This is a genomic window from Streptomyces sp. UW30 (genome assembly GCF_008042075.1).
GTDB lineage: Bacteria > Actinomycetota > Actinomycetes > Streptomycetales > Streptomycetaceae > Streptomyces.
Map to the genome: position 1 here is coordinate 1,135,981 of NZ_RDBN01000053.1, position 21,252 is coordinate 1,157,232.

General features: G+C 71.1%; 21 protein-coding genes. 9 read left to right on the plus strand and 12 right to left on the minus strand.

Annotation, left to right across the window (positions count from 1 at the left end):
- Both EAO75_RS39450 and EAO75_RS39455 read left to right on the plus strand, forming a co-directional pair.
- Positions 1 to 229: OB-fold domain-containing protein (locus EAO75_RS39450; RefSeq protein ID WP_148000548.1), on the plus strand; the 229-nt coding region annotated here is incomplete at its 5' end.
- On the plus strand, positions 226 to 996 hold the full coding sequence (locus tag EAO75_RS39455) for an enoyl-CoA hydratase/isomerase family protein (RefSeq protein ID WP_147999868.1): 771 nt from the start codon (positions 226 to 228) through the stop codon (positions 994 to 996). The genes EAO75_RS39450 and EAO75_RS39455, both read left to right, overlap by 4 nt.
- Before the next feature lies 1 nt (position 997).
- Here EAO75_RS39455 and EAO75_RS39460 read toward each other — a convergent pair whose 3' ends face one another.
- The 3 genes from EAO75_RS39460 to EAO75_RS39470 all read right to left on the minus strand — a co-directional run bounded on the left by EAO75_RS39460 (position 998) and on the right by EAO75_RS39470 (position 5,028).
- The gene (locus EAO75_RS39460) at positions 998 to 1,489 is read right to left on the minus strand and encodes a hypothetical protein (protein ID WP_147999869.1); all 492 of its coding nucleotides are present in this window, start codon (positions 1,487 to 1,489) and stop codon (positions 998 to 1,000) included.
- A 203-nt stretch (positions 1,490 to 1,692) separates the two neighbouring features.
- The gene (locus EAO75_RS39465) at positions 1,693 to 4,056 is read right to left on the minus strand and encodes a PQQ-binding-like beta-propeller repeat protein (RefSeq protein WP_147999870.1); all 2,364 of its coding nucleotides are present in this window, start codon (positions 4,054 to 4,056) and stop codon (positions 1,693 to 1,695) included.
- A 234-nt stretch (positions 4,057 to 4,290) separates the two neighbouring features.
- Positions 4,291 to 5,028 (minus strand): VOC family protein, encoded by a 738-nt coding sequence (locus tag EAO75_RS39470; RefSeq protein ID WP_147999871.1) that lies wholly within the window; start codon positions 5,026 to 5,028, stop codon positions 4,291 to 4,293.
- A gap of 134 nt (positions 5,029 to 5,162) precedes the next feature.
- Here EAO75_RS39470 and EAO75_RS39475 point away from each other — a divergent pair, with 134 nt between their 5' ends.
- On the plus strand, positions 5,163 to 5,798 hold the full coding sequence (locus tag EAO75_RS39475; RefSeq protein ID WP_148000549.1) for a TetR family transcriptional regulator: 636 nt from the start codon (positions 5,163 to 5,165) through the stop codon (positions 5,796 to 5,798).
- 67 nt (positions 5,799 to 5,865) lie between these two features.
- Here the strand turns inward: EAO75_RS39475 and EAO75_RS39480 are convergent, their stop codons facing one another.
- On the minus strand, positions 5,866 to 6,318 hold the full coding sequence (locus EAO75_RS39480; RefSeq protein ID WP_147999872.1) for an Lrp/AsnC family transcriptional regulator: 453 nt from the start codon (positions 6,316 to 6,318) through the stop codon (positions 5,866 to 5,868).
- Between the two features lie 82 nt (positions 6,319 to 6,400).
- Here EAO75_RS39480 and EAO75_RS39485 point away from each other — a divergent pair, with 82 nt between their 5' ends.
- A complete protein-coding gene (locus tag EAO75_RS39485; RefSeq protein ID WP_147999873.1) occupies positions 6,401 to 7,027 on the plus strand; it encodes a LysE family translocator in 627 nt (208 codons plus the stop codon).
- A 212-nt stretch (positions 7,028 to 7,239) separates the two neighbouring features.
- Positions 7,240 to 10,224, plus strand: coding sequence for an FxSxx-COOH system tetratricopeptide repeat protein (fxsT, locus tag EAO75_RS39490; RefSeq protein WP_147999874.1), 2,985 nt, complete (start codon positions 7,240 to 7,242; stop codon positions 10,222 to 10,224).
- A gap of 3 nt (positions 10,225 to 10,227) precedes the next feature.
- Here fxsT and EAO75_RS39495 read toward each other — a convergent pair whose 3' ends face one another.
- Positions 10,228 to 10,683 carry a nitroreductase/quinone reductase family protein gene (locus EAO75_RS39495; protein WP_148000550.1) on the minus strand — a complete coding sequence of 152 codons (456 nt, stop codon included), beginning with the start codon at positions 10,681 to 10,683 and terminating at the stop codon, positions 10,228 to 10,230.
- A 35-nt stretch (positions 10,684 to 10,718) separates the two neighbouring features.
- Positions 10,719 to 11,915, minus strand: coding sequence for an acyl-CoA dehydrogenase family protein (locus tag EAO75_RS39500; protein WP_147999875.1), 1,197 nt, complete (start codon positions 11,913 to 11,915; stop codon positions 10,719 to 10,721).
- Positions 11,916 to 12,020: 105 nt separating this feature from the next.
- Here EAO75_RS39500 and EAO75_RS39505 point away from each other — a divergent pair, with 105 nt between their 5' ends.
- Genes EAO75_RS39505 through EAO75_RS39515 form a run of 3 tightly spaced genes read left to right on the plus strand, consistent with a single transcriptional unit; the run spans position 12,021 to position 14,308 of the window.
- Positions 12,021 to 13,181, plus strand: coding sequence for a thiolase C-terminal domain-containing protein (locus EAO75_RS39505; RefSeq protein ID WP_261989606.1), 1,161 nt, complete (start codon positions 12,021 to 12,023; stop codon positions 13,179 to 13,181).
- Complete coding sequence (locus EAO75_RS39510; RefSeq protein WP_147999876.1) at positions 13,156 to 13,581, plus strand: pyridoxamine 5'-phosphate oxidase family protein; 426 nt, start codon at positions 13,156 to 13,158, stop codon at positions 13,579 to 13,581. The genes EAO75_RS39505 and EAO75_RS39510 overlap by 26 nt, the downstream gene beginning before the upstream one ends.
- Before the next feature lie 43 nt (positions 13,582 to 13,624).
- Positions 13,625 to 14,308 carry a pyridoxal 5'-phosphate synthase gene (locus EAO75_RS39515; protein ID WP_147999877.1) on the plus strand — a complete coding sequence of 228 codons (684 nt, stop codon included), beginning with the start codon at positions 13,625 to 13,627 and terminating at the stop codon, positions 14,306 to 14,308.
- Positions 14,309 to 14,321: 13 nt separating this feature from the next.
- Here EAO75_RS39515 and EAO75_RS39520 read toward each other — a convergent pair whose 3' ends face one another.
- The 5 genes from EAO75_RS39520 to EAO75_RS39540 form a co-directional block, all read right to left on the minus strand.
- Positions 14,322 to 15,896 carry an alpha/beta hydrolase gene (locus tag EAO75_RS39520; protein WP_261989607.1) on the minus strand — a complete coding sequence of 525 codons (1,575 nt, stop codon included), beginning with the start codon at positions 15,894 to 15,896 and terminating at the stop codon, positions 14,322 to 14,324.
- A 254-nt stretch (positions 15,897 to 16,150) separates the two neighbouring features.
- Positions 16,151 to 17,023: a GNAT family N-acetyltransferase gene (locus tag EAO75_RS39525; RefSeq protein WP_147999879.1), complete on the minus strand. Its 873-nt coding sequence runs from the start codon at positions 17,021 to 17,023 to the stop codon at positions 16,151 to 16,153.
- Between the two features lie 87 nt (positions 17,024 to 17,110).
- Entirely contained in the window at positions 17,111 to 17,725 is a 615-nt protein-coding gene (locus EAO75_RS39530) for a GNAT family N-acetyltransferase (RefSeq protein ID WP_147999880.1), read from the minus strand.
- 24 nt (positions 17,726 to 17,749) lie between these two features.
- Positions 17,750 to 18,157, minus strand: coding sequence for a Zn-ribbon domain-containing OB-fold protein (locus tag EAO75_RS39535; protein WP_147999881.1), 408 nt, complete (start codon positions 18,155 to 18,157; stop codon positions 17,750 to 17,752).
- A gap of 19 nt (positions 18,158 to 18,176) precedes the next feature.
- Positions 18,177 to 18,623, minus strand: a complete 447-nt coding sequence (locus tag EAO75_RS39540; protein WP_147999882.1) for a DoxX family protein — start codon at positions 18,621 to 18,623, stop codon at positions 18,177 to 18,179.
- A gap of 193 nt (positions 18,624 to 18,816) precedes the next feature.
- Between EAO75_RS39540 and EAO75_RS39545 the strand changes: the two genes are divergently transcribed.
- Entirely contained in the window at positions 18,817 to 20,451 is a 1,635-nt protein-coding gene (locus EAO75_RS39545) for a subtype B tannase (RefSeq protein WP_148000552.1), read from the plus strand.
- Positions 20,452 to 20,609: 158 nt separating this feature from the next.
- On the opposite strand, the gene EAO75_RS39550 is transcribed toward EAO75_RS39545, so the two are convergent.
- Positions 20,610 to 21,252 (minus strand): HNH endonuclease family protein (locus EAO75_RS39550; RefSeq protein WP_148000553.1); only part of this gene is annotated, 643 nt, incomplete at its 5' end.

Consider the following 21,252-nt stretch of genomic DNA (forward strand, 5'->3'; position numbering starts at 1 on the left):
CGTCGTCCCCCACCCGCCCCTGCTGCCCGAGTACGCCGAGCAGGCGCCGTACAACGTCATCGTCGTCGAACTCGCCGACGCCCCCCGCATCCGCCTCGTCGGCAACCTCGTCACCGGCCCCGGCGCGGCGCTCGACTCCCTCTCCCCCGACCGGATCCGCATCGGCGCCAAGGTGCAGGCCGTCTTCGACGGCACCGGTCTGCCGCAGTGGGTCCTGGAGCGGCCATGAGCCTGGACGTCACGACCGACAAGGACACCGCCGTCGCCGTCGTCACCCTCGACCGGCCCGACCGTCTCAACGCCATCGACCTGTCGATGCGGGACGAACTCGTCGCGGCCTGGCGGGAGTTGCGGTTCGACGACACCGTACGGGCCGTGGTCCTCACCGGCGCCGGGGAGCGCGCCTTCTGCACGGGGCTGGACCGGGAGGCCGTCGTCCCGCAGCCCGACTCGCCCTACATGACGGACGATCCGCTGCTGCGCGTCGGGCCGAAGTCCAACGACCTGTGGAAGCCGGTCGTCGCCGCCGTGCGGGGCATGGCCTGCGGCGGCGCCTTCTATCTGCTCGGCGAGGCGGACTTCCTCGTCGCCGACCCGGCCGCCACCTTCTTCGACCCGCACACCACGTACGGCATGGTCAGCGCCTACGAGTCGATACTCATGGCGCTGCGCATGCCGTACGGGGAGGCCGCGCGGATGGCGCTCATGGGGAGCGCGGAACGGCTGTCGGCGCGCCGGGCCCATGAGATCGGGCTGGTCTCGGAAGTCACCGAGCCCGGTGGCGCGTTGGCCGCCGCGATCGACTGCGCGAGCGTCATCGCCGGGTATCCGGCGCAGGGTGTGCAGGGGACCGTACGGGCGCTGTGGGCGGCCAGGGAGGCCGCGCTGGCCCAGGCGTTCGCGCAGGCGCCGCACCTGATCGCGCTCGGGAACCTGCCGGACGAACGGCAGACGGAGCTGTTCCGGGCGCGGCGCCGCGCGTTCAGGACCCGGTGACCTAGTAGGAGTCGGACATCCTCAGGGCGTTGCTCAGTTCGCAGGTGCCGCTGCCACTGCCGGAGGCGCTCTGCCGGGCGACGACGTCGGTGGACTCGGTGGCGCCGGCGTCGAGGGACAGGATCCCGCCGGTGCCCGTGTCCAGCTCCTTGCCGGTGGAGTCCTTGAAGATGACGTCGAACGTGTACGAGTACGTCGTGATCGCGCTGCTGTTGGTGGCGCTGACGCGCGCGACGAGCCCCTCGGCCGGGTCGTACGCGCACTTGTCGATCTTCACGTCCGTGGTTTCCTGCGCGGACGGCCCTGTGCTCTCCACACCGCCGCCCGAGGACGACCCCGTGTCGTAGTCGTCATCGTCGTCGTAGTGGGTGCTGCCGCCGTAGTTGCCGCCCGAACCGCTCGACGAGCTGCTGGAGTTCGAGCTGCTGCAGCCGCCGCCGCTGGAGTGCCGGGCGCCCGTCAGGGCGACGACGACTCCGACGAACACTGCCACAGCGCGGACATGGCGAAGCTTCACGTGTTTCAACCCCCGTTGTCGTGATCGTGAGCACGTCACGCTAGCAGCGCACGCATGGCGGGAAACGCTTACCCGGCGTAGCGTCGCGTGTAAGAGCGGTGAAGATGGCCGCTCTCCTGGGACGGCCGCCGTCCGGTTCCCTTCCGTGCGCCGGCACGACGGCCGTCACACCACCCCGGCTACGCCGTGCGCGCCGTGCCCGTGCCCTTCTCCGCGTCCAGCGCGTACACGCACCGGTCCTTGCTGCAGGCGTACACGACGCCGTCCTTCACCACCGGGGAACCGGTGATCTCACCGCCGGTGGCGAGCTTCCAGCGCAGCCGGCCGTCGTCGGCCTTCAGGGTGTACAGCAGATGGTCGGTGGAGCCGAAGTGGATCCGGCCCTCGGCCACGGACGGGGCGCCCACGAGGTCGCCGCCCGCCTGGAAGCGCCACTTCGGCGTCCCGGTGACCGCGTCCAGCGTGTACAGGCCCTTGCCGCTGCCGACGTGCACATGGCCCCCGGCCACCAGCACCGGCTCGATCGAGGACCGGGACTCGGTGGCGATGCGCCAGCGGTCGCGGCCGTCGGTGGCGTCCAGGGCGTAGACCGTGCCGAGGTAGTCGGCGAGGTACACGCCGCCGCCGGTCACCGCCGGGCCCGGCACGAAGGTCGGCGGGCACAGGAAGACCGCCGGGGCCTCGAAGTGCCAGCGCACCCGCCCGCTCATCACGTCGAGCGCGAGCACGCGCGTCCCCGCGGAGACGTACACATGGCCGTCGTGCGCCTGCGCCACCCGCACCGGCACCCCGCCGCAGGAGGCGGCGTCGCCGATCGGGTACGACCAGCGCTCGTCGCCGGTCCGGGCGTCCAGGGCCTTCAGGCGGGCGTCCTGCCAGACGTACACCGTGCCGTCGTACAGCGACGGGCCCGCCTCCGGGGACTCGAAGTCGGTCTGCGCCCCGGAGATCTCCCACAGCTTCTGCCCGTTGGACGCCTCCCACGCCTGGACGCCGCCGCCGCGCGTGCCGGTGACGACGGTGCCCCGCTCGGCCTTGAGGGAGTACACCCAGGCGTCCGTCTGGAGCCGCCACAGGTCCGCGCCCTCGCGGCACTCCAGGGCGAACAGGGTCGGCCCGTCGGAGGCGTGGATACGGCCGTCCGCGACCGCCATCGACCAGGCCACGTCCCGGGTCTTGAAGCGGCGCCGGCCGGTGGCCACGTCCAGGGCGTGGACCTCGAAGGAGGTGACGTAGACGAGGTCGTCGGCGACGGCCGGGGTGCCCCAGACGTCGTTCGACATGCGAAAACGCCAGGGCCGCCAGCCGGCCGCCGCCTCCGGGGCCACCAGCGGCGGTGCGGATACGGCAGAGCCCACGGCAGGGTCGGCGCCATTGACGCCGGGGCGGGGTTTGGACCAGGAGGCGACCAGGCCGGCCTCCGGAGGGGGCGCCTGCATGGCGGCGGCGCGGGCGTCGGCGACGCGCGGTCCCGGGCCGATGGGGACCGCGGCGCCCGCCAGCCGGACCGGGCCGGTGTCGGGGGCGCCGACCGGGACGGGCTGCGGGCCCGGGACCACCGGGTCGTGCGAGGGCGGGGGCGGCAGGGGTGCGGGGGCGATACGCCCGCCGCTGCGGCCGGAGGCCGGCGCGGGTTTGGCCGCCGGGCGGCCGCCTCTGCGCGTCTCGATCAGGCCGACCGCCCGCTCGGGCAGCCAGGCCGACGCCGTACCGCTGTCGTCGGTGCCGGAGCCGAAGAGGTGGGGCGCCAGCTGGGCCTGGAGGTCGGCCGGGTTGGGGCGGGCCGTGGCCTCCATCTGCATACAGGACTCGATCAGCGGACGCAGCTCGTCCGGGAGTCCTTCGAGGTCGGGGCCCTCGCGCAGCAGCATGAAGACCGTCTCGACCGGGTTGGCGCCGTGGAACGGGGGGTGTCCGGTGGCGGCGAACACCAGCATCGAGCCCAGCGAGAAGACATCGCTCGCGCCGGTCACGCTGCGGGAGTCCTTCGCCTGCTCCGGCGACATGTAGGCGGGCGTGCCGACGGCGACGTTGGTCATCGTCAAACGCGTGTTCGAGACGCCGGACGCGATACCGAAGTCGATGACGCGGGGGCCGTCCTCGACCACGAGCACGTTGGACGGCTTCAGGTCGCGGTGCACGAGCCCGGCGCCGTGGATGGACTGGAGGGCCTCGGCCACGCCCGCCGCCAGCCAGCGCACCGCCTGGGCCGGCATCGGCCCGCACTCGTTCACTATTTCCTCGAGGGAGGGCGCGGGAACGTACGCGGTGGCCAGCCACGGCACGGCGGCGCGCGGGTCGGCGTCGACGACCGCGGCCGTGTAGAAACCGGAGACCGCCCGGGCCGCCTCCACCTCACGCGTGAAGCGGACGCGGAACAGCTGGTCCTCGGCGAGCTCCGTACGGACCGTCTTGATCGCCACGCGCCGGCCCGAAGCCGAGCGCGCGAGATAGACGAGCCCCATACCGCCGGCGCCCAGCCGTCCGAGCACCTCGAACGGCCCGATCCTGCGCGGATCGTGCTGCGTCAGCTGATCCACCACTCTGCCTGCCACCTCCCCGTACGGGCCCCGTCCACCCACATATGTACGCGACCCCGTGCAGCGTCTCACCACCGCACCGCCTTGGCGGCACGCACCCCGATTCTTCCTGTCCGAGGGCGTGGTTGCGAACCCGAGGGCGGAACGGGGTGTCTTGGGACAAAACCACACTCCGGCGTCCGCGGAAAGCGCCGGTTCGCATAGTGGGACGCCTGAGGTAAGAGTGCGGTCAGCGTTTCAGCGTTCCAGGACCGCGAAGGACGCCCCCTGGTCGTCGGTGACGACGGCGACCGTCCCGTACGACGTTTCGAAGGGCGGCACCTGCACCCGCCCGCCGAGCCGGTTCACCGCGGCGATGGTCTCCGCGCAGTCCGCCACCCGGAAGTGGACCACGAAATGGGGCGGCATCATCGCCGCGAACACCTCCCCGACGGCCGCCCGCCCGAAGTCCGGCTTCGCGTCCGGCCCGAACAGGGCGTCGTGGAAGAGCCCGCCGTAGAAGGTGTTCGCGGCCTCGGTGTCCCGGGCGTAGAGCTCGGCCCAGGCGAAGGTGCCGACCTCGTGCCGACGCCCGAAGCCGGTGTGCCCGTCCGGCTGCCACAGCCCGAAGACGGCGCCCTCGGCGTCGGTGACCAGCGCGGCCGTGCCGAGCCCCGCCCCGACCTCCGTCGGCAGGGCGACCACCTGCCCGCCGGCGTCCCGGATCCGCCCGGCCAGCACCTGCGCGTCCGGGGTGGCGAAGTACACCGTCCACACGGTGGGCATCCGCCCGTCCGTCTTGCGCGAGAGCGAGGCGACGCGATCGCCGTCCAGGCGGGCCCATACGGTGGAGTCGTACGCCTCCTCGAAGTCCCACCCGAAGAGCTCACCGTAGAAGCGCTTGCCCGCCGGCACGTCCGCGAGCTGGGCGTCGACCCAGCACGGGACGCCTTCCGTGTATCCCGTTCCGTTCGCGGATGCCCTGTTTTCGGCCATGCGGCAAAAGTAGCCGCCTCCCCCTCACCCCGCAGACCAGGCACACCAGCCTCGCGCTCCTCGTGCACCCCATTTGCAGTCGGCCGAATCGCGCCCCGATCACGCCTCGGTAAGCTGACGACATGACAGGACAAGTGCGTACCGTCGACGGCCGTGTGGCCGGTCGGCGTGGGCAGGCGACCCGGCAGAAGCTGCTCGACTGCCTCAGCGAGATGCTCAGCTCTTCCCCGTACCGGGACGTCAAAGTCATCGATGTCGCCCGGAAGGCGGGTACTTCACCCGCGACCTTCTACCAGTACTTCCCGGACGTCGAGGGCGCCGTCCTGGAGATCGCCGAGCAAATGGCCACCGAGGGCGCCGGGTTGACCGAGCTCGTCGAGGGCCGTAGCTGGGTGGGCAAGGCCGGCTGGCAGACGGCACAGGAACTCGTCGACGGATTCCTGGACTTCTGGCGCAGGAACGACGCGATCCTCAGGGTCGTCGACCTAGGTGCGTCCGAGGGCGACAAACGCTTCTACAAGATCCGTATGAAGATCCTGAACTCGGTCAACAACTCCCTGGCGGAAGCGGTGACTCAGCTTCAGTCCAAGGGCAAGGTCGACAAGGACGTCAATCCGGCCGCGATCGCGGGTTCGATCGTCGCGATGCTCGCGGCGGTGGCCTCGCACCAGAAGGGTTTCCAGACGTGGGGCGTGAAACAGGCTGAACTCAAGCCGAACCTCGCGCTGTTGGTACACCTGGGCGTGACCGGCAAGAAGCCGACGAAGTAGCTCCCCGGTTCCTTTAGTCCTGTCTGGCAGGCGGTGGCTCACCCGACGTGGGCCGCCGCCTGCCGTGCTATGCGGGCAGCGGACGATCCCGTACGACGTGTTTCATCACCAGCGTCGACGTGAGCCGCTGCACCCCCGGCAGCGTCGCCAGCCGCTCGTCGTACAGCCGCTGGAAGGCGGCGAGGTCGGCGGTGGCCACCCGCAGCAGGTAGTCGGGCTCGCCGAACAGCCGTTGTGCGTCCAGGACATGGGGGATGTCCGCGATGGCCCGCTCGAACCCGGCGACCGTGTCCCGGTCCTCCTGCCGCATGGAGACGAAGACCAGCGCCTCGAAGGTCAGCCCCACGGCGGCCGGGTCCACGACCGCGCGGTAGCCGCTGATCGCACCCGACCGCTCCAGTTCCCGCAGCCTGCGGTGGCACGGCGAGACGCTCAGCCGCACCCGCCCGGCCAGCTCGGTCACGGTCAGCCGCCCATCCTGCTGCAGCTCGGCAAGAATCTTCCGGTCCACGTCATCCATGAAGAAGATATTTGCTCACAACTCGCGATCATGAGCAAACTTCGACAACACTTTCGGGCCAATTCCGCCTAATGTCCCCACCATGGACTCCGGACTGCTCATCTCCTTCCTCGCCATCGACCTGCTGCTCGTCTGCGTGCCGGGCGCCGACTGGGCGTACGCGATCTCCGCCGGCCTGCGCGACCGCTCGCCGGTGACGGCGGTGGCGGGCCTGGTCACCGGGTACGCGCTGCACACGGTCCTCGCCGTGGCGGGCCTCGCGGTGCTGGTGGCGAGCGAGCCGGGTCTGCTGACCGCCCTGACGGCCGCCGGCGCCGCGTACCTGGTCTGGCTGGGCTGGAGCGTGCTGCGCCGCCCGGGCACACCGGGGGCGTCCGAGGAGACCGTGCCCCCGAGCAGCCCGGCCCGCGTCTTCCTGCGCGGCGCCACGATCAGCGGCCTGAACCCCAAGGGCCTGCTGCTCTACCTCTCCGTGCTCCCCCAGTTCCTGGTGACGAAGGGCGACCACCTCCCGGTCCCCGCCCAGACCGCCACCCTCGGCCTGCTCCACATGGCGTGCTGCGCCGCCGTCTACCTCACGGTGGGCCTGACATCCCGCGCCCTCCTGGCCGCYCGCCCGGCAGCGGCCCGCGCGGTCACCCGCACATCGGGAGCGGCGATGCTGGGGATCGGCGCATTCCTGCTGGTACAGCGCCTGGCGACGCTGTAACGCCGCCTACGCGCGGCGTGGCCCGGCGAGCGGCCGAGGACGGCGCTCGCGTGACGTCTACGGCAGACGCTCTCTCGCGCCTACCTCAAGATGACGAGAATCGTTGGCAGTTGCCGGGTTTCGAGTTGCCCGCGTGATGCGGTCCGCAGTGGCTAGCCTGGTTCTTCCGCGGGCCGCGATGAACAGGGTGTGCGGCGAGCACGGGGGTCGCGATGCATCCAGAGGAAACCAACACCCATGCCTCGGCGCACGCCGCTGCGGACGAGGTGTTCTTCAGTTACGCCCGAGCGGATCGCGCCGCGGTTCTGCCCCTGGTCGAAGCGCTGCGCGACGCGGGCGTGAGCGTCTTCCTGGACGAGTCGGGGATCGACGAGTTCGAGGGCATCACGGACAAGATCCGGATGGCGCTGGCGGGGGCGCGACTGTTCGTGGCGTACTACTCGGACGTCTATCCCACCCGTCCGGCCTGTCAGTGGGAGCTGCTGACCACGTTTCGAGCCGCCGTGGCACTGGGCCGGCCGAGCGAGCGCCTCCTGGTCATCAACCCCGGCACCACGCCCGATCACATCCAGCCCGTGCAGTTGCGGGACGCCCGGTACTGCACCACCGGCGAACCGGGTTCCGTGGCCCGGCTGGTGGAACGGATCATCGAGCGTGCGGCAGTGTCGCCGGGCCGTCTCGGGGATGCGATCGACGCGCAGCGGCCGGTGTGGCGGCCGGTGGAGCATCTCGGCTCGGAGCGGTTCATCGGCCGGGTGGGCGAGTTCTGGCAGCTGCACCACGCGCTGCACGCCTTCGAGTTCCCGGCCACGCAGGACGGAGCCTCGGCGGGCCAGGCGGTGGTCATCGGGCTGGGCGGCGTCGGCAAGACGCTGCTGGTCGAGCAGTACGCCCGTCGCTTCGCCTCGTTCTATCCCGGAGGTATCTACTGGTTCACGGCGGCCGCGAGCCACGCCCCGGAAGGCTCCGGCACCGAGAGCGTGCAGGTCGATGTACGGGCGCAGTTCTACCAGCAGGTGGCGGCGGCTCTCGCGCTCGATACGACCGAGCTCGACCCGGTGCAGGTCCGGGAGACCGCTCGCCGCCGTATGGAAGAGGCGGGCAAGCCGTGCCTGTGGATCGTGGACGACGTCCCGGGCCAACTGCGCCCTGACGTGATACGGGAACTGGCGGCGCCGCATCCACTCGGCCGCACGGTCATGACCACCCGCTGGCGCGGCTATCAGCTGCCGGTGGTCGACGTGGACGTACTCCACACCGACGAGGCGTACCACCTGCTCACCACCGCTCGCCTCCCTGCCGGGCCTGAGGAGGAAACCGCCGCGCGAACGCTGGTGGAGCGCCTGGGCTCACACGCCCTGGCCGTCGATCTGGCCCGTGGCTGTCTCGCCGACCAGCCCGGACTGACCTACACCGAACTCCTCGACCAGCTCGCCGACACCAAGGACGGCGACGCCTTCCAGGACCTGGTCAGGGACCTGTTCATGCAGGTGCCCACCGACCACACCAGCGACATCGCCGCCACCTTCGCCCGCAGCCTGCACCACCTCGACGACCACGCGCTGACACTGCTGCGCATCGCCGCGCTCCTCGCCCCGGCCCCGCTGCCGGAACGCCTCCTCACCGCCATCAGCGCCACCCTGAGCCAGGACGAAGAGCGGGCCGTCCTCCGTGCCGACCGGCGCGCCCTGTCGGCCGCACAACGCCGATCACTCATCCGCCAGACCGGCACCGAGCCGCCGAGCTGGTTCGTCCACGCGCTGGTGAGCCGGACCCTGACCCTGCAACCGGAAGCGGCGGCCCTCAGGCCCACCCTCCGCCAGGCGGCCCTTGCGGCCACCGCAGACCTCCTGCTGCCCGTCTACAGCCCCGGCAGACTGGACCTGGCGGACGTGATGCCGCATGCGCGCGCGTTGGTCGAGGAGCTCGACGCCGACGAGAGCTTGAACCTGCTAGACAGCGTGGCGCGTTACGACTACGAGAGCGGGCAGCACGCAATCGCGGCACATGGCTACGAGCGCCTCATCGAGGCTCACACAATCCACTCGGGCACAGACCACCCGGACACCCTGACTTCCCGCAACAACCTCGCAGCCGCCTACCGAGGGGTGGGTGACATGGCCCGCGCCCTCCCCCTGTACGAGCAAACACTCGCCGACCGCGAACACGTACTGGGCGACAACCACCCCGACACCCTGGGCTCCCGCAACAACCTCGCGGGCGCCTACCAAGTAGTGGGGGACATGGCCCGCGCCATCCCCTTATACGAGCAAACACTCGCCGACCGCGAACAGGCACTGGGCGACAACCACCCCGACATCCTGATCTCCCGCAACAACCTCGCGGGCGCCTACCAAGCAGTGGGAGACATGGCCCGCGCCCTCCCCCTGTACAAGCAAACACTCGCCGACCGCGAACAGGCACTGGGCGACAACCACCCCGACACCCTGACCTCCCGCAACAACCTCGCCGCCGCCTACCACGAAGCGGGAGACATGGCCCGCGCCCTCCCCCTGTACAAGCAAACACTCGCCGACCGCGAACAGGCACTGGGCGACAACCACCCCGACACCCTGGTCTCCCGCAACAACCTCGCCGATGCCTACCAGGAAGTGGGAGATCTGGTCCGAGCCATCCCCCTGCATGAGCAGACCCTGGCTGACGCCGTGCGGCTACTGGGCAACAACCACCCCACCACCCTGACCTCCCGCAACAACCTGGCCACCGCCTACCGAGCAGTGGGGGACATGGCCCGCGCCCTCCCCCTGTACAAGCAAACACTCGCCGACCGCGAACACGTACTGGGCAACAACCACCCCGACACCCTGAGCTCCCGCAACAACCTCGCCATCGCCTACCACACGATGGGGGACCTGAGCCGTGCCATCCGTCTGCTTGAGCAGGTCCTGGCAGACGGCGTGCAGGTACTGGGCAACAACCACCCCTACATCCTGGCCACGCGCGACAACCTCGCCGAGAGCTATGCGCTGYCAGGAGACCTCGCTCAAGCGATCCCGTTGTTCGAGCAAATGCTCGCTGATCGCGTACGTCGACTGGGCGAGGACGACCTCCGCACCATGGCCGCCCGCAACAACCTCGCCTACCTCCGCCGAGCCGCCCAAGCCGAACAACAGCCAGGCAGAGCACCCACCCCTAGCTGGCCACGCCCCCCGGAGATTCCGAAGCGGCCGCTTTGACGGTCACCGCTCCCCACCCCTGCGCACAATCCTGAAGAGCCGGATCTCCCGCTCCACCCGAGCCTGATACGTCGCATACGGCGGCCAGAAGCCCAGGGCCGTCTTCCACACCGCCGCCCGTTCCTCGCCCTCCAGCAACCGGGCCGTGACCGGGATGTCGTGGCCCTTCCAGTTGACCTCGGCTTCGGGGTGGGTGAGGAGGTTGTGGGTCCAGGACGGGTGGCCGGGGCGGCCGAAGTTGGAGCCGATCAGGATCCAGGTGCGGCCGTCCTCCTCCGGCATGCAGGCCAGCGGCGTGCGGCGGGCCAGGCCGCTGCGGGCGCCGGTGGAGGTGAGGATCACGCCGGGCAGCATCTGGGCACTGAGCAGCACCTTGCCGCGGGTGAGGCGGTGCACGGCGCGGTCCAGCGCCGGGATGACATGCGGGGCGAGCTTGGCGAAACCCCGCGTCGAGGACATCTTCTGCACTGCTCGCACGACCACGGGTACGCCGATCACACCGCCACCTCCTGGGCGTCGGACATCTCGAAGAGCCGGGCGTTGTCCGCGGCGTGCGCCCGGAGCCGGTGGACCGGGCCGAAGAGGAGCTCGTCCCCGGCGGCCCGCTTGAAGTACAGGTGCGCCTCGTGCTCCCAGGTGAAACCGATGCCGCCGTGCAGCTGGATCCCCTCGGCGGACGCGGTCCGCAGCGCCTCCAGGGCCTGCGCGAGGGCGAGCCCGCCGACCCGTTCCCCGTGCGGGACGGCCCAGGCCGCGTAGTACGCCGCCGAGCGCGCCGCCCGCACCCCCACGTACACGTCCGCCAGCCGGTGCTTCACCGCCTGGAAGGAGCCGATCGCCCGGCCGAACTGCTCCCGCTGCCTGACGTACTCCACGGTCCGCTCCAGCGCCCGGTCGGCGGCGCCCACGGCCTCGCAGGCGAGGACGGCGGCAGCGGCGGCGCCGACCGAGGCGAGGGCGGTGAGGACCTCCCGGCCGTCCTCCTCACCCAGCAACTCGGCTTCCACGTCCCGCAGTTGCACGCGGGCCTGCGGCCGGGTGGCGTCCAGGGCGGTCTGCCGTACGCGTACGACGCCGGCCGCGTCCCCGGGCACCAGGAACAGCAGCGTCCGCGACGCCGCGAACCCCCCGGCGTGCGCGGCGACCACCAGCAGCCCGGCGCTGTGCCCGTCGAGCACCTGGTCGACCTGCCCGTACAGCCGCCAGCCGCCCTCCGTCCGCCGCGCCTGCACACCCCCGGCGCGCCCGCCGCCGGCCCAGTCGCCCTCGCCCGCGCCGGTGAGGCCGAGGGCGGTGCCGAGCGCGGGGCCGGGGACGGCGAGGGCGGCGGTGAGCGTGCCGGAGGCGAGGCGGGGCAGCAGCTCGGCGCGCTGGGCCTCGGTGCCGAGCGCGCCGATCAGCGGGGCGGCGAGGACGGCCGTGGCGAGCAGCGGGGAAGGGGCCAGTGCCCGGCCCGTCTCCTCGCAGGCGAGGGCGAGTTCGGTCGCCGAGCAGCCGACACCGCCGTACGCCTCGGGAAGGGCGAGTCCGGGCAGGCCGAGCTGTTCGGCGAGGGCCGTCCACAGGTGCGGGTCGTGTCCGGCGGGGGTGTCGACGGCCGCGCGCAGCTCGCGGGGACCGCAGCGGCTGTGCAGCAGCTCGCGGAGGGTGCGGCGGATCTCGTCCTGCTCGGGGGTGAAGCTGGCGTCCATGGGCTCTTGCCTCCGGCTCTTCCCTCCAGATCTGACGGACCGTCATATTAGGAGGGCTGTAGCGAGATGCCCAGAGGTTGGACGCACAGGGGTTGGAGGCCTCACATGAGTGCCGGGAACCGGAAAGTCGCCGTGGTCGGAGTGGCCCTCTCCGACTGCGGCCGGGTGGACGACGCGACACCGTACGCCCTGCACGCCCAGGCGGCCCGCCGCGCGCTGGCCGACGCGGGGCTCGGCCGGGAGGTGGTGGACGGCTTCGCGTCCGCCGGTCTCGGCATCCTCGCGCCCGTCGAGGTGGCCGAGTATCTGGGCCTACGCCCGACCTGGGTCGACTCCACCTCCGTCGGCGGTGCCACCTGGGAGGTCATGGCCGCCCACGCGGCGGACGCGATAGCCGCCGGCCACGCGAACGCGGTGCTGCTGGTGTACGGCTCGACGGCCCGCGCGGACATCAGGGCGGGGAGGCGGACGGGGAACCTGTCCTTCGGCTCCCGGGGTCCCTTGCAGTTCGAGGTGCCCTACGGCCACACCCTCATCGCCAAGTACGCCATGGCCGCCCGCCGCCACATGCTCGAACACGGCACGACGATCGAGCAGTTGGCGCAGGTGGCCGTCCAGGCGCGGGCGAACGCCGCACTGAACCCCGAGGCCATGTTCCGCGACCCGATCACCGTGGACGACGTCCTGTCGGGCCCGATGATCGCCGACCCCTTCACCAAGCTGCACTGCTGCATCCGCTCCGACGGCGGCGCCGCGGTGCTGCTGGCCGCCGAGGAGTTCGTACGGGACTGCCGTACCGCGCCCGTGTGGGTCCTCGGCGCCGGGGAGCACGTCTCGCACTCCGCGATGTCCGAGTGGCCCGACTTCACGACCGGCCCGGCGGCGGTGAGCGGACGGCTCGCCTTCGAGCGGGCCGGGGTGCGGCCCGAGGAGATCGACTTCGCGGAGATCTACGACGCCTTCACCTACATGACCCTGGTGACGCTGGAGGACCTCGGCTTCTGCGGGAAGGGCGAGGGCGGGGCGTTCGTGGAGAAGGGGCGGCTGCTGGTGCGGGRCGGGGAGCTGCCGGTGAACACGGACGGGGGCGGTCTCTCCGTCGATCTCCTCGGGCCGCACCCCGGCCCGCTCGAAGGCGAGCCGTCCGCTCACCGCCGCCGGGCCGGTCGTGAAGTCGGGGACGTTGGTATTGGGGAGGGATTGAGTCGATCGACGACGACACGATCGGGAGGCACAAGGCATGGCCCTGACCCGCGAAGAGCGTGAACAGTTCCTGGCCGAACCCCATATCGCCGCGCTGTCGGTGGACGCGGGCCAAGGGCGCGCGCCGCTGACCGTGCCGATCTGGTACCAGTACGAGCCCGGCGGCGACGTATGGGTCATGACCGGGCTGGATTCCCGTAAGAACCAGCTGATCCAGGCGGCGGGCCGGCTCTCGCTGATGGTCGACCGGTTCGAGCCCACGATCCGGTACGTGTCGGTCGAGGGACCGGTCGTCAAGACGACCCCCGCCACCATCGAACAGCTCCGGGAGGTCTCCGCCCGCTATCTCCCGGCCGAGAAGGTCGACGGCTATGTCGACTTCGCCTGGAAGAACCACGGCGAGCAGGTGGTCGTCCATGTGCGGCCCGAGCGGTGGGTGTCGTCGGACCTCGGGCAGCTGTGAGCCGGCCCGCCCTCGACGACAGGCGACAGGCGACAATCGGGGCATGGGAACGGATCTTCATGAGCTGCTGAGGTCGCTGCGGGTGTGGGACGTCGAGCTGCCGTCCTTCGACCCGGCGGCCGCGCCCGCAGAACCGCTGGCCCTCTTCACCACCTGGTTCGCCCAGGCGGTCGCGGCCGGGCAGGTGGAGCCGCACACGATGTCCCTCGCCACGGCGGACGACGAGGGCCGGCCGGACGTACGGACCGTGATGCTGCACGGCGCCGACACCTCCGGCTGGTCCTTCGCGACACACGTGGGCAGCAGCAAGGGCCGCCAGCTCGCCGCCCGCCCGTACGCGGCCCTCGGCTTCTACTGGCCGGCCCAGGGCCGCCAGGTGCGCCTGCGCGGCCCGGTCACGGCGGCCCCGTCCGCCGAGTCCCAGGCCGACCTGCACGCCCGCTCGACCGGCGCGCTGGCGGCGGCCCTGACCGGCCGCCAGAGCGAAGTGCTGTCCTCCCTGGAGGAGCTGGCGCGGGAGTCTCAGGCGTCCTGGGAACGCGCCCAACACGAACCGGACGCCCCGGTCCCGTCCTGGACCCTCTACCGACTGCGCCCCGACGAGGTCGAGTTCTTCCAGGGGGACGCGGCGCGACGGCATGTACGGCTGGTCTATCGCCGTACGCAGGCGCAGGCGCAGGCGCAGGACGGGGACGAGGGGTGGGTCAGGGAACTGCTCTGGCCCTAGGGCCTGTCCGGCCCTAGCCCGTGATGCCCCGGGGCGTCGGCAGCGGCAGCGGGCCCGCGGCGCTGCGCTCGCGTGCTGCCGGTGAGGCCTGGCAGGTCAGGTCCTTCTCGGGCAGCTTTCCGGTGGTCAGGTAGGACGTGGCGGTCTTGTCGGCGCAGGACTTGGAGCCGTAGATGCCGTGTCCGACGCCGCCGGCGACGGTGACCATCTTGGAGCCCTTCATGACACGGTGCAGGCCCTGCCCGCTGGTCAGCGGGGTCTGGGAGTCCCACTCGTTCTGCAGGATCAGCGCGCCGACCTTGTTGTCGATCGTGGTGGCGGGCTCGGAGCCGGTCTTCTTCCAGAAGGCGCACGGCTTGATGTTGGACGCGAAGTCGCCGTACAGGGGGTACTTGGCCTTGTCCCGGATCGCGTCGGCGCGGTACTGCTCGGGATCGCGCGGCCAGTTGCGGGTGTCGGCGCACAGGACGGTCCAGAAGCCGGCGTCGCCGTTGTCCTCGGGCACGGCGCGGGCGAACGACGGCGACTGCGGCGCGAGTGTCCTGCCCTCGCGGCCACCGGTGGTGGGCCGGCCCGCGGCGGCCCGCTTCAGCTCGACGACCGCCTCGGCGGCCTCGCGCACGCTGAAGAAGGAGGCACGGCTGCCGGTGCGGATGTCGTCACCGGTCAGCTTGGTGCCGTCGAGTTCGATCGGCTTCCGGTCGGCCTGGGCGACCAGGTCGTAGAAGGTCTTGCGGACCGCCTCAGGGGTCTTGCCCAGCTTGTACGTGGAGTGCCGCTGGGCGGTCCACTCGGTCCACCGGGTGAACGCGGGCTCGGTGCCCTCCGCCCAGACCTGGATCATGCCGCGCCAGATCCTGGCCGGGTCGACGGCGCTGTCCAGCACGAAACGGTCGGAGCGCTTCGGGAACATCTGCGTGTAGACCGCGCCGAGGTAGGTCCCGTACGAGTACCCCAGGTAGGAGATCTTCTTCTCGCCGAGCACGGCACGGATCACGTCCATGTCCCGGGCGGTGTTGCGGGTGGTGATGTGCCGCAGCTTGTCGCCCTGCCTGGTGTCGCACTTCTTGGCGACGGTCCGGGCCCACTTCACGTCCTTGGCGAACGTCTCCGCCTTGTACGGCCGCTCCCAGTTCGCCTGCTCGGGCGTCAGACCGCAGGTGACCGGGGAACTCTGGCCGATGCCGCGCGGGTCGAAGCCCACGAGGTCGTACTTGGACTTCACGGACTTGGGCAGCTCACTCGCCATGAACTGCGGCATGTCGACGCCGGTACCGCCGGGTCCGCCCGGGTTGAGCAGGAGCACACCCCGGCGCTCCTGCCGGGTGCTCGTCTTCATCTTCGATATCGCCAGATCGAGCTTCTTGCCGTCGGGACGGCTGTAGTCGAGCGGCACCTTGATGGTGGCGCACTGGAAGGTGGCCGGCGTCTCTCTGTCACAGCGGTGCCAGGCCGGGCTCTGCTGGAGGTACTGGGACAAGGGGTTCGCCGCGGCCGGCGCGGCGGACGCCGTCGCCGGCGCGAGCGCGGGAACCAGAGCGGCGACCGTACTGGCCGCCAGGAAACTCGCTATTCGACTGCTTCGCACGTGGGGGGTCCCTCGGGTGGTCGCGTATGAGACGCACCAACCCTTTCGTGTCGTGCAGTTGGGCGAATCCATCAGAGAGACAAAGCTGCTCCCACTGTGGACGGACGGGAGGGAGCAACGGATGGTCCCGGAGTCGGACAACCGAGACCGCCTCCATGACGTCTTGCTGGGGAGGCCCGTGACGACCGGTCACAGCGGATGGCTCACGCGCATGGTCTCGGTATCACCCCAGGTGGCCGGTCCTGCCGAACGTCCTAGAGGCTCCGAGCCCCCCGGAAGTCGTACGCCGTGAACTCCGCCACCGGCCGGTACCCGATGCGCTGGTAGAGGCTGTTGCTGGTCGGGTTGGCCAGATCCGTGAAGAGGAGCACCTCGCGGATCCCCGAGGCGAGCACGGCTCGGGTGACCGCTGCGGTGGCCGCGCCCGCGTAGCCGCGTCCGCGCAGGTGGGCCGGGGTGTAGACGGGGGCGATCCGGACCTGGCCCGCGACGACCGGGGTCACGCCGGCCATGGCGAGCGGGGTGCCGTCCTCGCCCTCCCAGAAGGTGACGCCTCCGTAGGCGATGCGCGAGTCGGCCCAGGCGGCGGCCTCACGTGCCGCGTGATCGCCGATGGACGCGATGAACTCGCCGTACCAGCGCACCAGTTGCTCCCGGTCCTCCTTGCCCGCGACTCGCGCCCGGCCCGCCGGAACGGGCTGCGGGACGGTCAGGTTGCCCAGGCGGTACAGCCGTTGGCGCTGGCTGACCGTGCCACGGCCACCCGTGTGCCGGCGCCAGGCTGCGGCGAAGGCCTCGGTGGTCTCGCGGGCCGCGATGACGCCGGGGACGGGGTGGCGCAGGGCGACCAGGTGGGCGGCGAGGGCGTCGGCCTCCTCGGGGGTGAGGGGGGTGACGTTCAGCCGGTAGGGCGGGGTGCGGAAGTAGGCGGCGCGGACCTGCCCGCCCAGCTCCAGCGCGCCGAAGAGGGGCGCCTCGTCGCCGTACGCGCGCAGCCCGCCCGTGCGCAGCGTCTCGGTCACCGTCAGGGCGACGGTGTGCAGATCGGGGCGTGAGCGCAGGAAGCCACCGGCGTGGGCGAGGAAGCCGCTGAGGTCGTGGGTGCATTGCCAGTCGTCCGGGCGCATACCCCATGATCCCGCGCTCGGGCGGGAGTTGTGCACGCTTTTCCGCCGCGGACACCAAGCCGATACAAGAGCGCACGCTCAAGGGGGCTACGGGTTGACGTCCGGATCCGTCGCCAGCCGTGCGTGCAGGTGCATGTCCCGGTACGCGTCGTGCCGCCCCGCCTCCCACATCGCGTCCCGCAGGGTCCCCTCGTAGCGGAATCCGCAGCGCTCGGCGACGCGGCAGGAGGAGTCGTGGCCGACGGCGTGGTCCAGTTCGAGGCGGTGCAGGCCGAGGCCGTCCGGCTCGGCGAGGGCCCAGCGGGTGGCGAGCGCGAGGGCGTGGGTGGCGACGCGGCGGCCGCGGGCCTCGGGGAGCACCCAGTAGCCGACGCGGGCGGAGCTCATGACCCGGTTGACGACGTTGACGCCGACATGTCCGAGGGGTGCACCGGTCGCCGCGTCGGTGACGCAGTACGCCGCCGAGGTGCCGTTCGCCGTGTTCTCGGCCGCGATGCACAGGGAGTCGCGTGCGCTGTCGAGGTCGGTGGTGATCTTCAACGGGGTGTTCCAGCGCCGGAATTCCGGATCCGTACGCCCCTGGAACCAGGTCTCGACGTCGGCCTCGGAATCCGCGTCCCAGGGACGCAGACGCAGGCCGTGACCGTACAGGTCGGGCAGGGGGTGGGGGTGGAAACGGTGCGGGCCGCCGGCGAGGGTCATGGGCCCATTGAAACCACCTGACGATCAGCTCGGAACCGGTTCGGCCCGGAACACCGGCACCCCGCCACGGAAGGCGACCTCCAGCTCCATCCCGGCCCGCAGCCGCCCGGCGTCCGCGCACTCCACGATCTCGGTCATCATGCGGGGCCCTTCGGCGAGATCGACGACGGCGGCCACGTACGGGGTCCGCTGCCCGAAGGGCGGCAGGTCGTTGCGGTGCACGACGGACCAGGTGTAGAGGGTGGCCCGGCCGCTCGCGGGCTCCCAGGTCACGTCCTCGCTCCAGCAGTGGGGGCAGAACTCGCGGGGGTAGTGGTGGGCGCGCCCGCAGGTTCCGCACCGCCGGACGAGCAGCCGCCCGTCCGCCGCCGCGTCCCAGTACGTACGCGTGAAGGCGTCGGCCTCCGGAACGTCGAACCGCTGCTCGGTCATCGCAGCTGCACCGCCCTCATCAGAAGAGCCCCAGCGCGCTGTCCACCGACCACGACTGCCAGGACATCCCGAACAGTGCGACGACCGAGATCAGGGCCATCATCGAGTTCTGCCCCTGCTCGGCCCAGTCGTGGATCATCAGGACGAGGTAGAGGACGTTGAGCAGCAGCCCGCCGAGGAGGGCGATCGGGGTCAGGAACCCGAGCACGAGACCGAGTCCCAGGGCCAGTTCCGCGTACAGGACGACGTACGCCATGGTCCGCGGCCGGGGCGTGACGACGACCTCGAAGCCGGACCGGACGGCGTTCCAGCGGTGCTTGCCCGCGACGTCCGCCGCCCAGGCGATGCCCGCCCCCTCGAACCAGCTCTTCTTGTCCTTGTGCCGCCAGCTCTCCAGCCACCACAGCCCGAGGCCTATGCGGAGCACGGCCAGCCATTCCGCACCTGTGAGCCAGATCGCGTCCATGGATCTGACGGTACGTCAGATAAAGGGGACCTGACAATCGCCTGGCGATCGCCTGTGCATCCACGATGAGTCCACAGAATTGTTGGCAATCTTGTCCGCACTCCAGTTAGGTTCGCAGACGCAAGCCGAGGACACCGAGGCGTCGAGGGAGCCGGACGTGAAGCACAGGGCAGTCACGCGCAGGAGCGTGGTCATGGGGATCGGGGCGAGCGCCGGGGTCGCGGCGGTCGGGGGCATCGCGTTGACGGCCCAGGCGTCGAGCGATACGACTGCTTCGGCGTCCTCGTCGGACGCGCTGGTCTTCGACAAGGACGCGTACTCGACGCTGACGACGACCATCACCGACGCCGACGGCACCGACCACGAGGTGGAGTACCGCTTCTACAAGGCGGTCACCTATGTCGCCAAGCCGGTCGACGCGACGTACCAGAGCCTGAACGTCAGCGTCCCGGTGAAGATCGACGGCACGGCGGTGGACGCGACGCACGCGCCGATCCTGTTCGCCAACTCGGTCGGCGGCTACATGCCGTCGTCGGTTGCGGACGCGACGGGTGTCGGCGGGGGCGGCGCGACGGGGACGCCGGGTGGAGGAGCGCCGAGCGCGTCGCCGTCGAGCAGTACGGGAACCGGCTCGGGATCCGGCTCGGGAACCGGCTCGGGATCCGAGTCCGGCTCGGGCGAGGTGGCTTCCGGCGGCAACGGCATGGTGAACGCCCAGGGCGGCATGGTCAGCCTCCCGAAGCTGGCGCTCGCGGCCGGCTACGTGGTCGTCGAGCCCGGCGCCCGCGGCCGTTCGCTGGTCGACTCCGGCGGCACGTACTACGGCGTGGCCCCGGCCGCGATCGTCGACCTCAAGGCGGCGGTCCGCTACGTGAGGTCCAACAAGGGCCGCATACCCGGCAACGTGGACCGCATCGTCTCCTCCGGCACCAGCGCGGGCGGCGCCCTGTCCTCCCTGCTCGGCGCGTCCGGCGGCAGCCCGCTCTACGACACGCTCCTCAAGGAGATCGGCGCGGCCGACGCGAGCGACGCCATCTTCGCGACCGGCGCCTGGTGCCCGATCACCGACCTGGAGCACGCGGACGGCGCCTACGAGTGGAACTGGGGCGCCAGCCCGACGAGTTCCGGCTCGCAGGTGGACCGGACGGTGTCGAAGGAGTTGCAGTCGCAGTTCGCGCAGTACCAGGCATCGCTGCGGCTGAAGGGCCTGGACGGCTTCGGCGCCCTGACGGCCCGCAACTACGACGAGTACCTGGTCAAGCAGTACATGGAGCCGTCGGCCACGCGCTACCTGGCAGCCCTGTCGGACTCGGACCGCGAGTCGTACCTGGCCGCGAACACCTTCATCACCTGGTCCGGCGGCAGGGCGGCCTTCTCCTGGTCGGACTTCCTCACGCACGTCGGCGCCCGCAAGAAGTCGACGCCGGCCTTCGACGCGTTCGACCTGTCCGCGGGCGAGAACAACCTCTTCGGCAAGGGCACCACCAAGGCCCGTCACTTCACCCTCTACAGCCTCCGCCACGAAAGCGGCAGCAGCGCCCGCCTCGACAGCGACCTCCCCGAGACGCTGCACCTGATGAACCCGATGCCCTTCCTGACGCAGAAGCCCAACCCCCACCGCACCAAGCACTGGTGGATCCGCCTCGGCACGAAGGACTCCGACACGTCCCACACGGTCTCCGCCAACCTCGCGGCCGCCGCCCACACCCTCGGCGACGAGGTCAACCACCTCTACTACTGGGACGAGGGCCACGGCGCGAACTCGGACCCGGGCGACTTCATCAGGTGGATCGCAAGCATCAGCAACTACAAGCCCAGGAAGAACTGACACACCCCACCCAAGGCCCTTGAGCCCCCGACGAACGCGGTACCGGTTTCCCGTCATGGTTCCGGCCACCGCGCACACGACGCCGAGCGCCCGCGACATCCGCGGGGTTCGGCGTCGTGGCCCCACCCTCCCGCGAGAGGGCGGGGCCTCAGACCTACCTACGGTGCGGGCTCGTAGGTGACGGTGGTGGCGGGACAGGCCTCTGCGAGTTGGGTGAGGGCCTCGCGCTCGGCGGCGTCGGCGGTCAGGCCCCAGCGGAGTTTCGTCGAGATCCACTCCGCGGCGTAGCGGCAGGAGACCTCGACGGTGGGTGGCAGCCACTCGGCCGGGTCCTGGTCGGCCTTGCTGCGGTTCGAGGCCGCGGAGACGGCTACCAGGGACGGATTGACGGCGAGATCGTTGGCGTACGACTCACGTCGTTGCGCGGTCCATTGGGACGCTCCGGAGTCCCACGCCTCGGCGAGCGGCACCATGTGGTCGACGTCCAGGGCGGATGCCGAGGTGAGCCACTTGGAGTCGTAGTACGACCACCAGCGCCCGCCCGAGAGCTTGCAGCCGGGCAGGACCTCGGGTCGGTCCACGGCCTCGGCGAGCAGCACCTCCGCTCGGGTGTTGCAGCCGTCGCTGGGGATCCGGCCGGCGTTCCAGTGCCTGAAGCTCGTGCGCGCGTAGCCGTCCCTCACCTCCGCGGCGACCGGGAGGAGCTGGACCGAGGTCGCCATCGGGAACGTGTACGTCTCGAGGGAACGATCCTGCGCGTGGGCGGGGGCGTGGGCGTGTACGGGGGCGGGTGCCGCGAAG

Coding starts and splice junctions, on each gene's coding strand:
- EAO75_RS39455 (WP_147999868.1), top strand. CDS start 226: ATGAGCCTGGACGTCACGACCGACAAGGACACCGCCGTCGCCGTCGTC.
- EAO75_RS39470 (WP_147999871.1), bottom strand. CDS start 5,028: ATGGCCGAAAACAGGGCATCCGCGAACGGAACGGGATACACGGAAGGC.
- EAO75_RS39480 (WP_147999872.1), bottom strand. CDS start 6,318: ATGGATGACGTGGACCGGAAGATTCTTGCCGAGCTGCAGCAGGATGGG.
- EAO75_RS39495 (WP_148000550.1), bottom strand. CDS start 10,683: ATGTCCTCGACGCGGGGTTTCGCCAAGCTCGCCCCGCATGTCATCCCG.
- EAO75_RS39500 (WP_147999875.1), bottom strand. CDS start 11,915: ATGGACGCCAGCTTCACCCCCGAGCAGGACGAGATCCGCCGCACCCTC.
- EAO75_RS39510 (WP_147999876.1), top strand. CDS start 13,156: ATGGCCCTGACCCGCGAAGAGCGTGAACAGTTCCTGGCCGAACCCCAT.
- EAO75_RS39515 (WP_147999877.1), top strand. CDS start 13,625: ATGGGAACGGATCTTCATGAGCTGCTGAGGTCGCTGCGGGTGTGGGAC.
- EAO75_RS39525 (WP_147999879.1), bottom strand. CDS start 17,023: ATGCGCCCGGACGACTGGCAATGCACCCACGACCTCAGCGGCTTCCTC.
- EAO75_RS39530 (WP_147999880.1), bottom strand. CDS start 17,725: ATGACCCTCGCCGGCGGCCCGCACCGTTTCCACCCCCACCCCCTGCCC.
- EAO75_RS39535 (WP_147999881.1), bottom strand. CDS start 18,157: ATGACCGAGCAGCGGTTCGACGTTCCGGAGGCCGACGCCTTCACGCGT.
- EAO75_RS39540 (WP_147999882.1), bottom strand. CDS start 18,623: ATGGACGCGATCTGGCTCACAGGTGCGGAATGGCTGGCCGTGCTCCGC.
- EAO75_RS39545 (WP_148000552.1), top strand. CDS start 18,817: ATGGGGATCGGGGCGAGCGCCGGGGTCGCGGCGGTCGGGGGCATCGCG.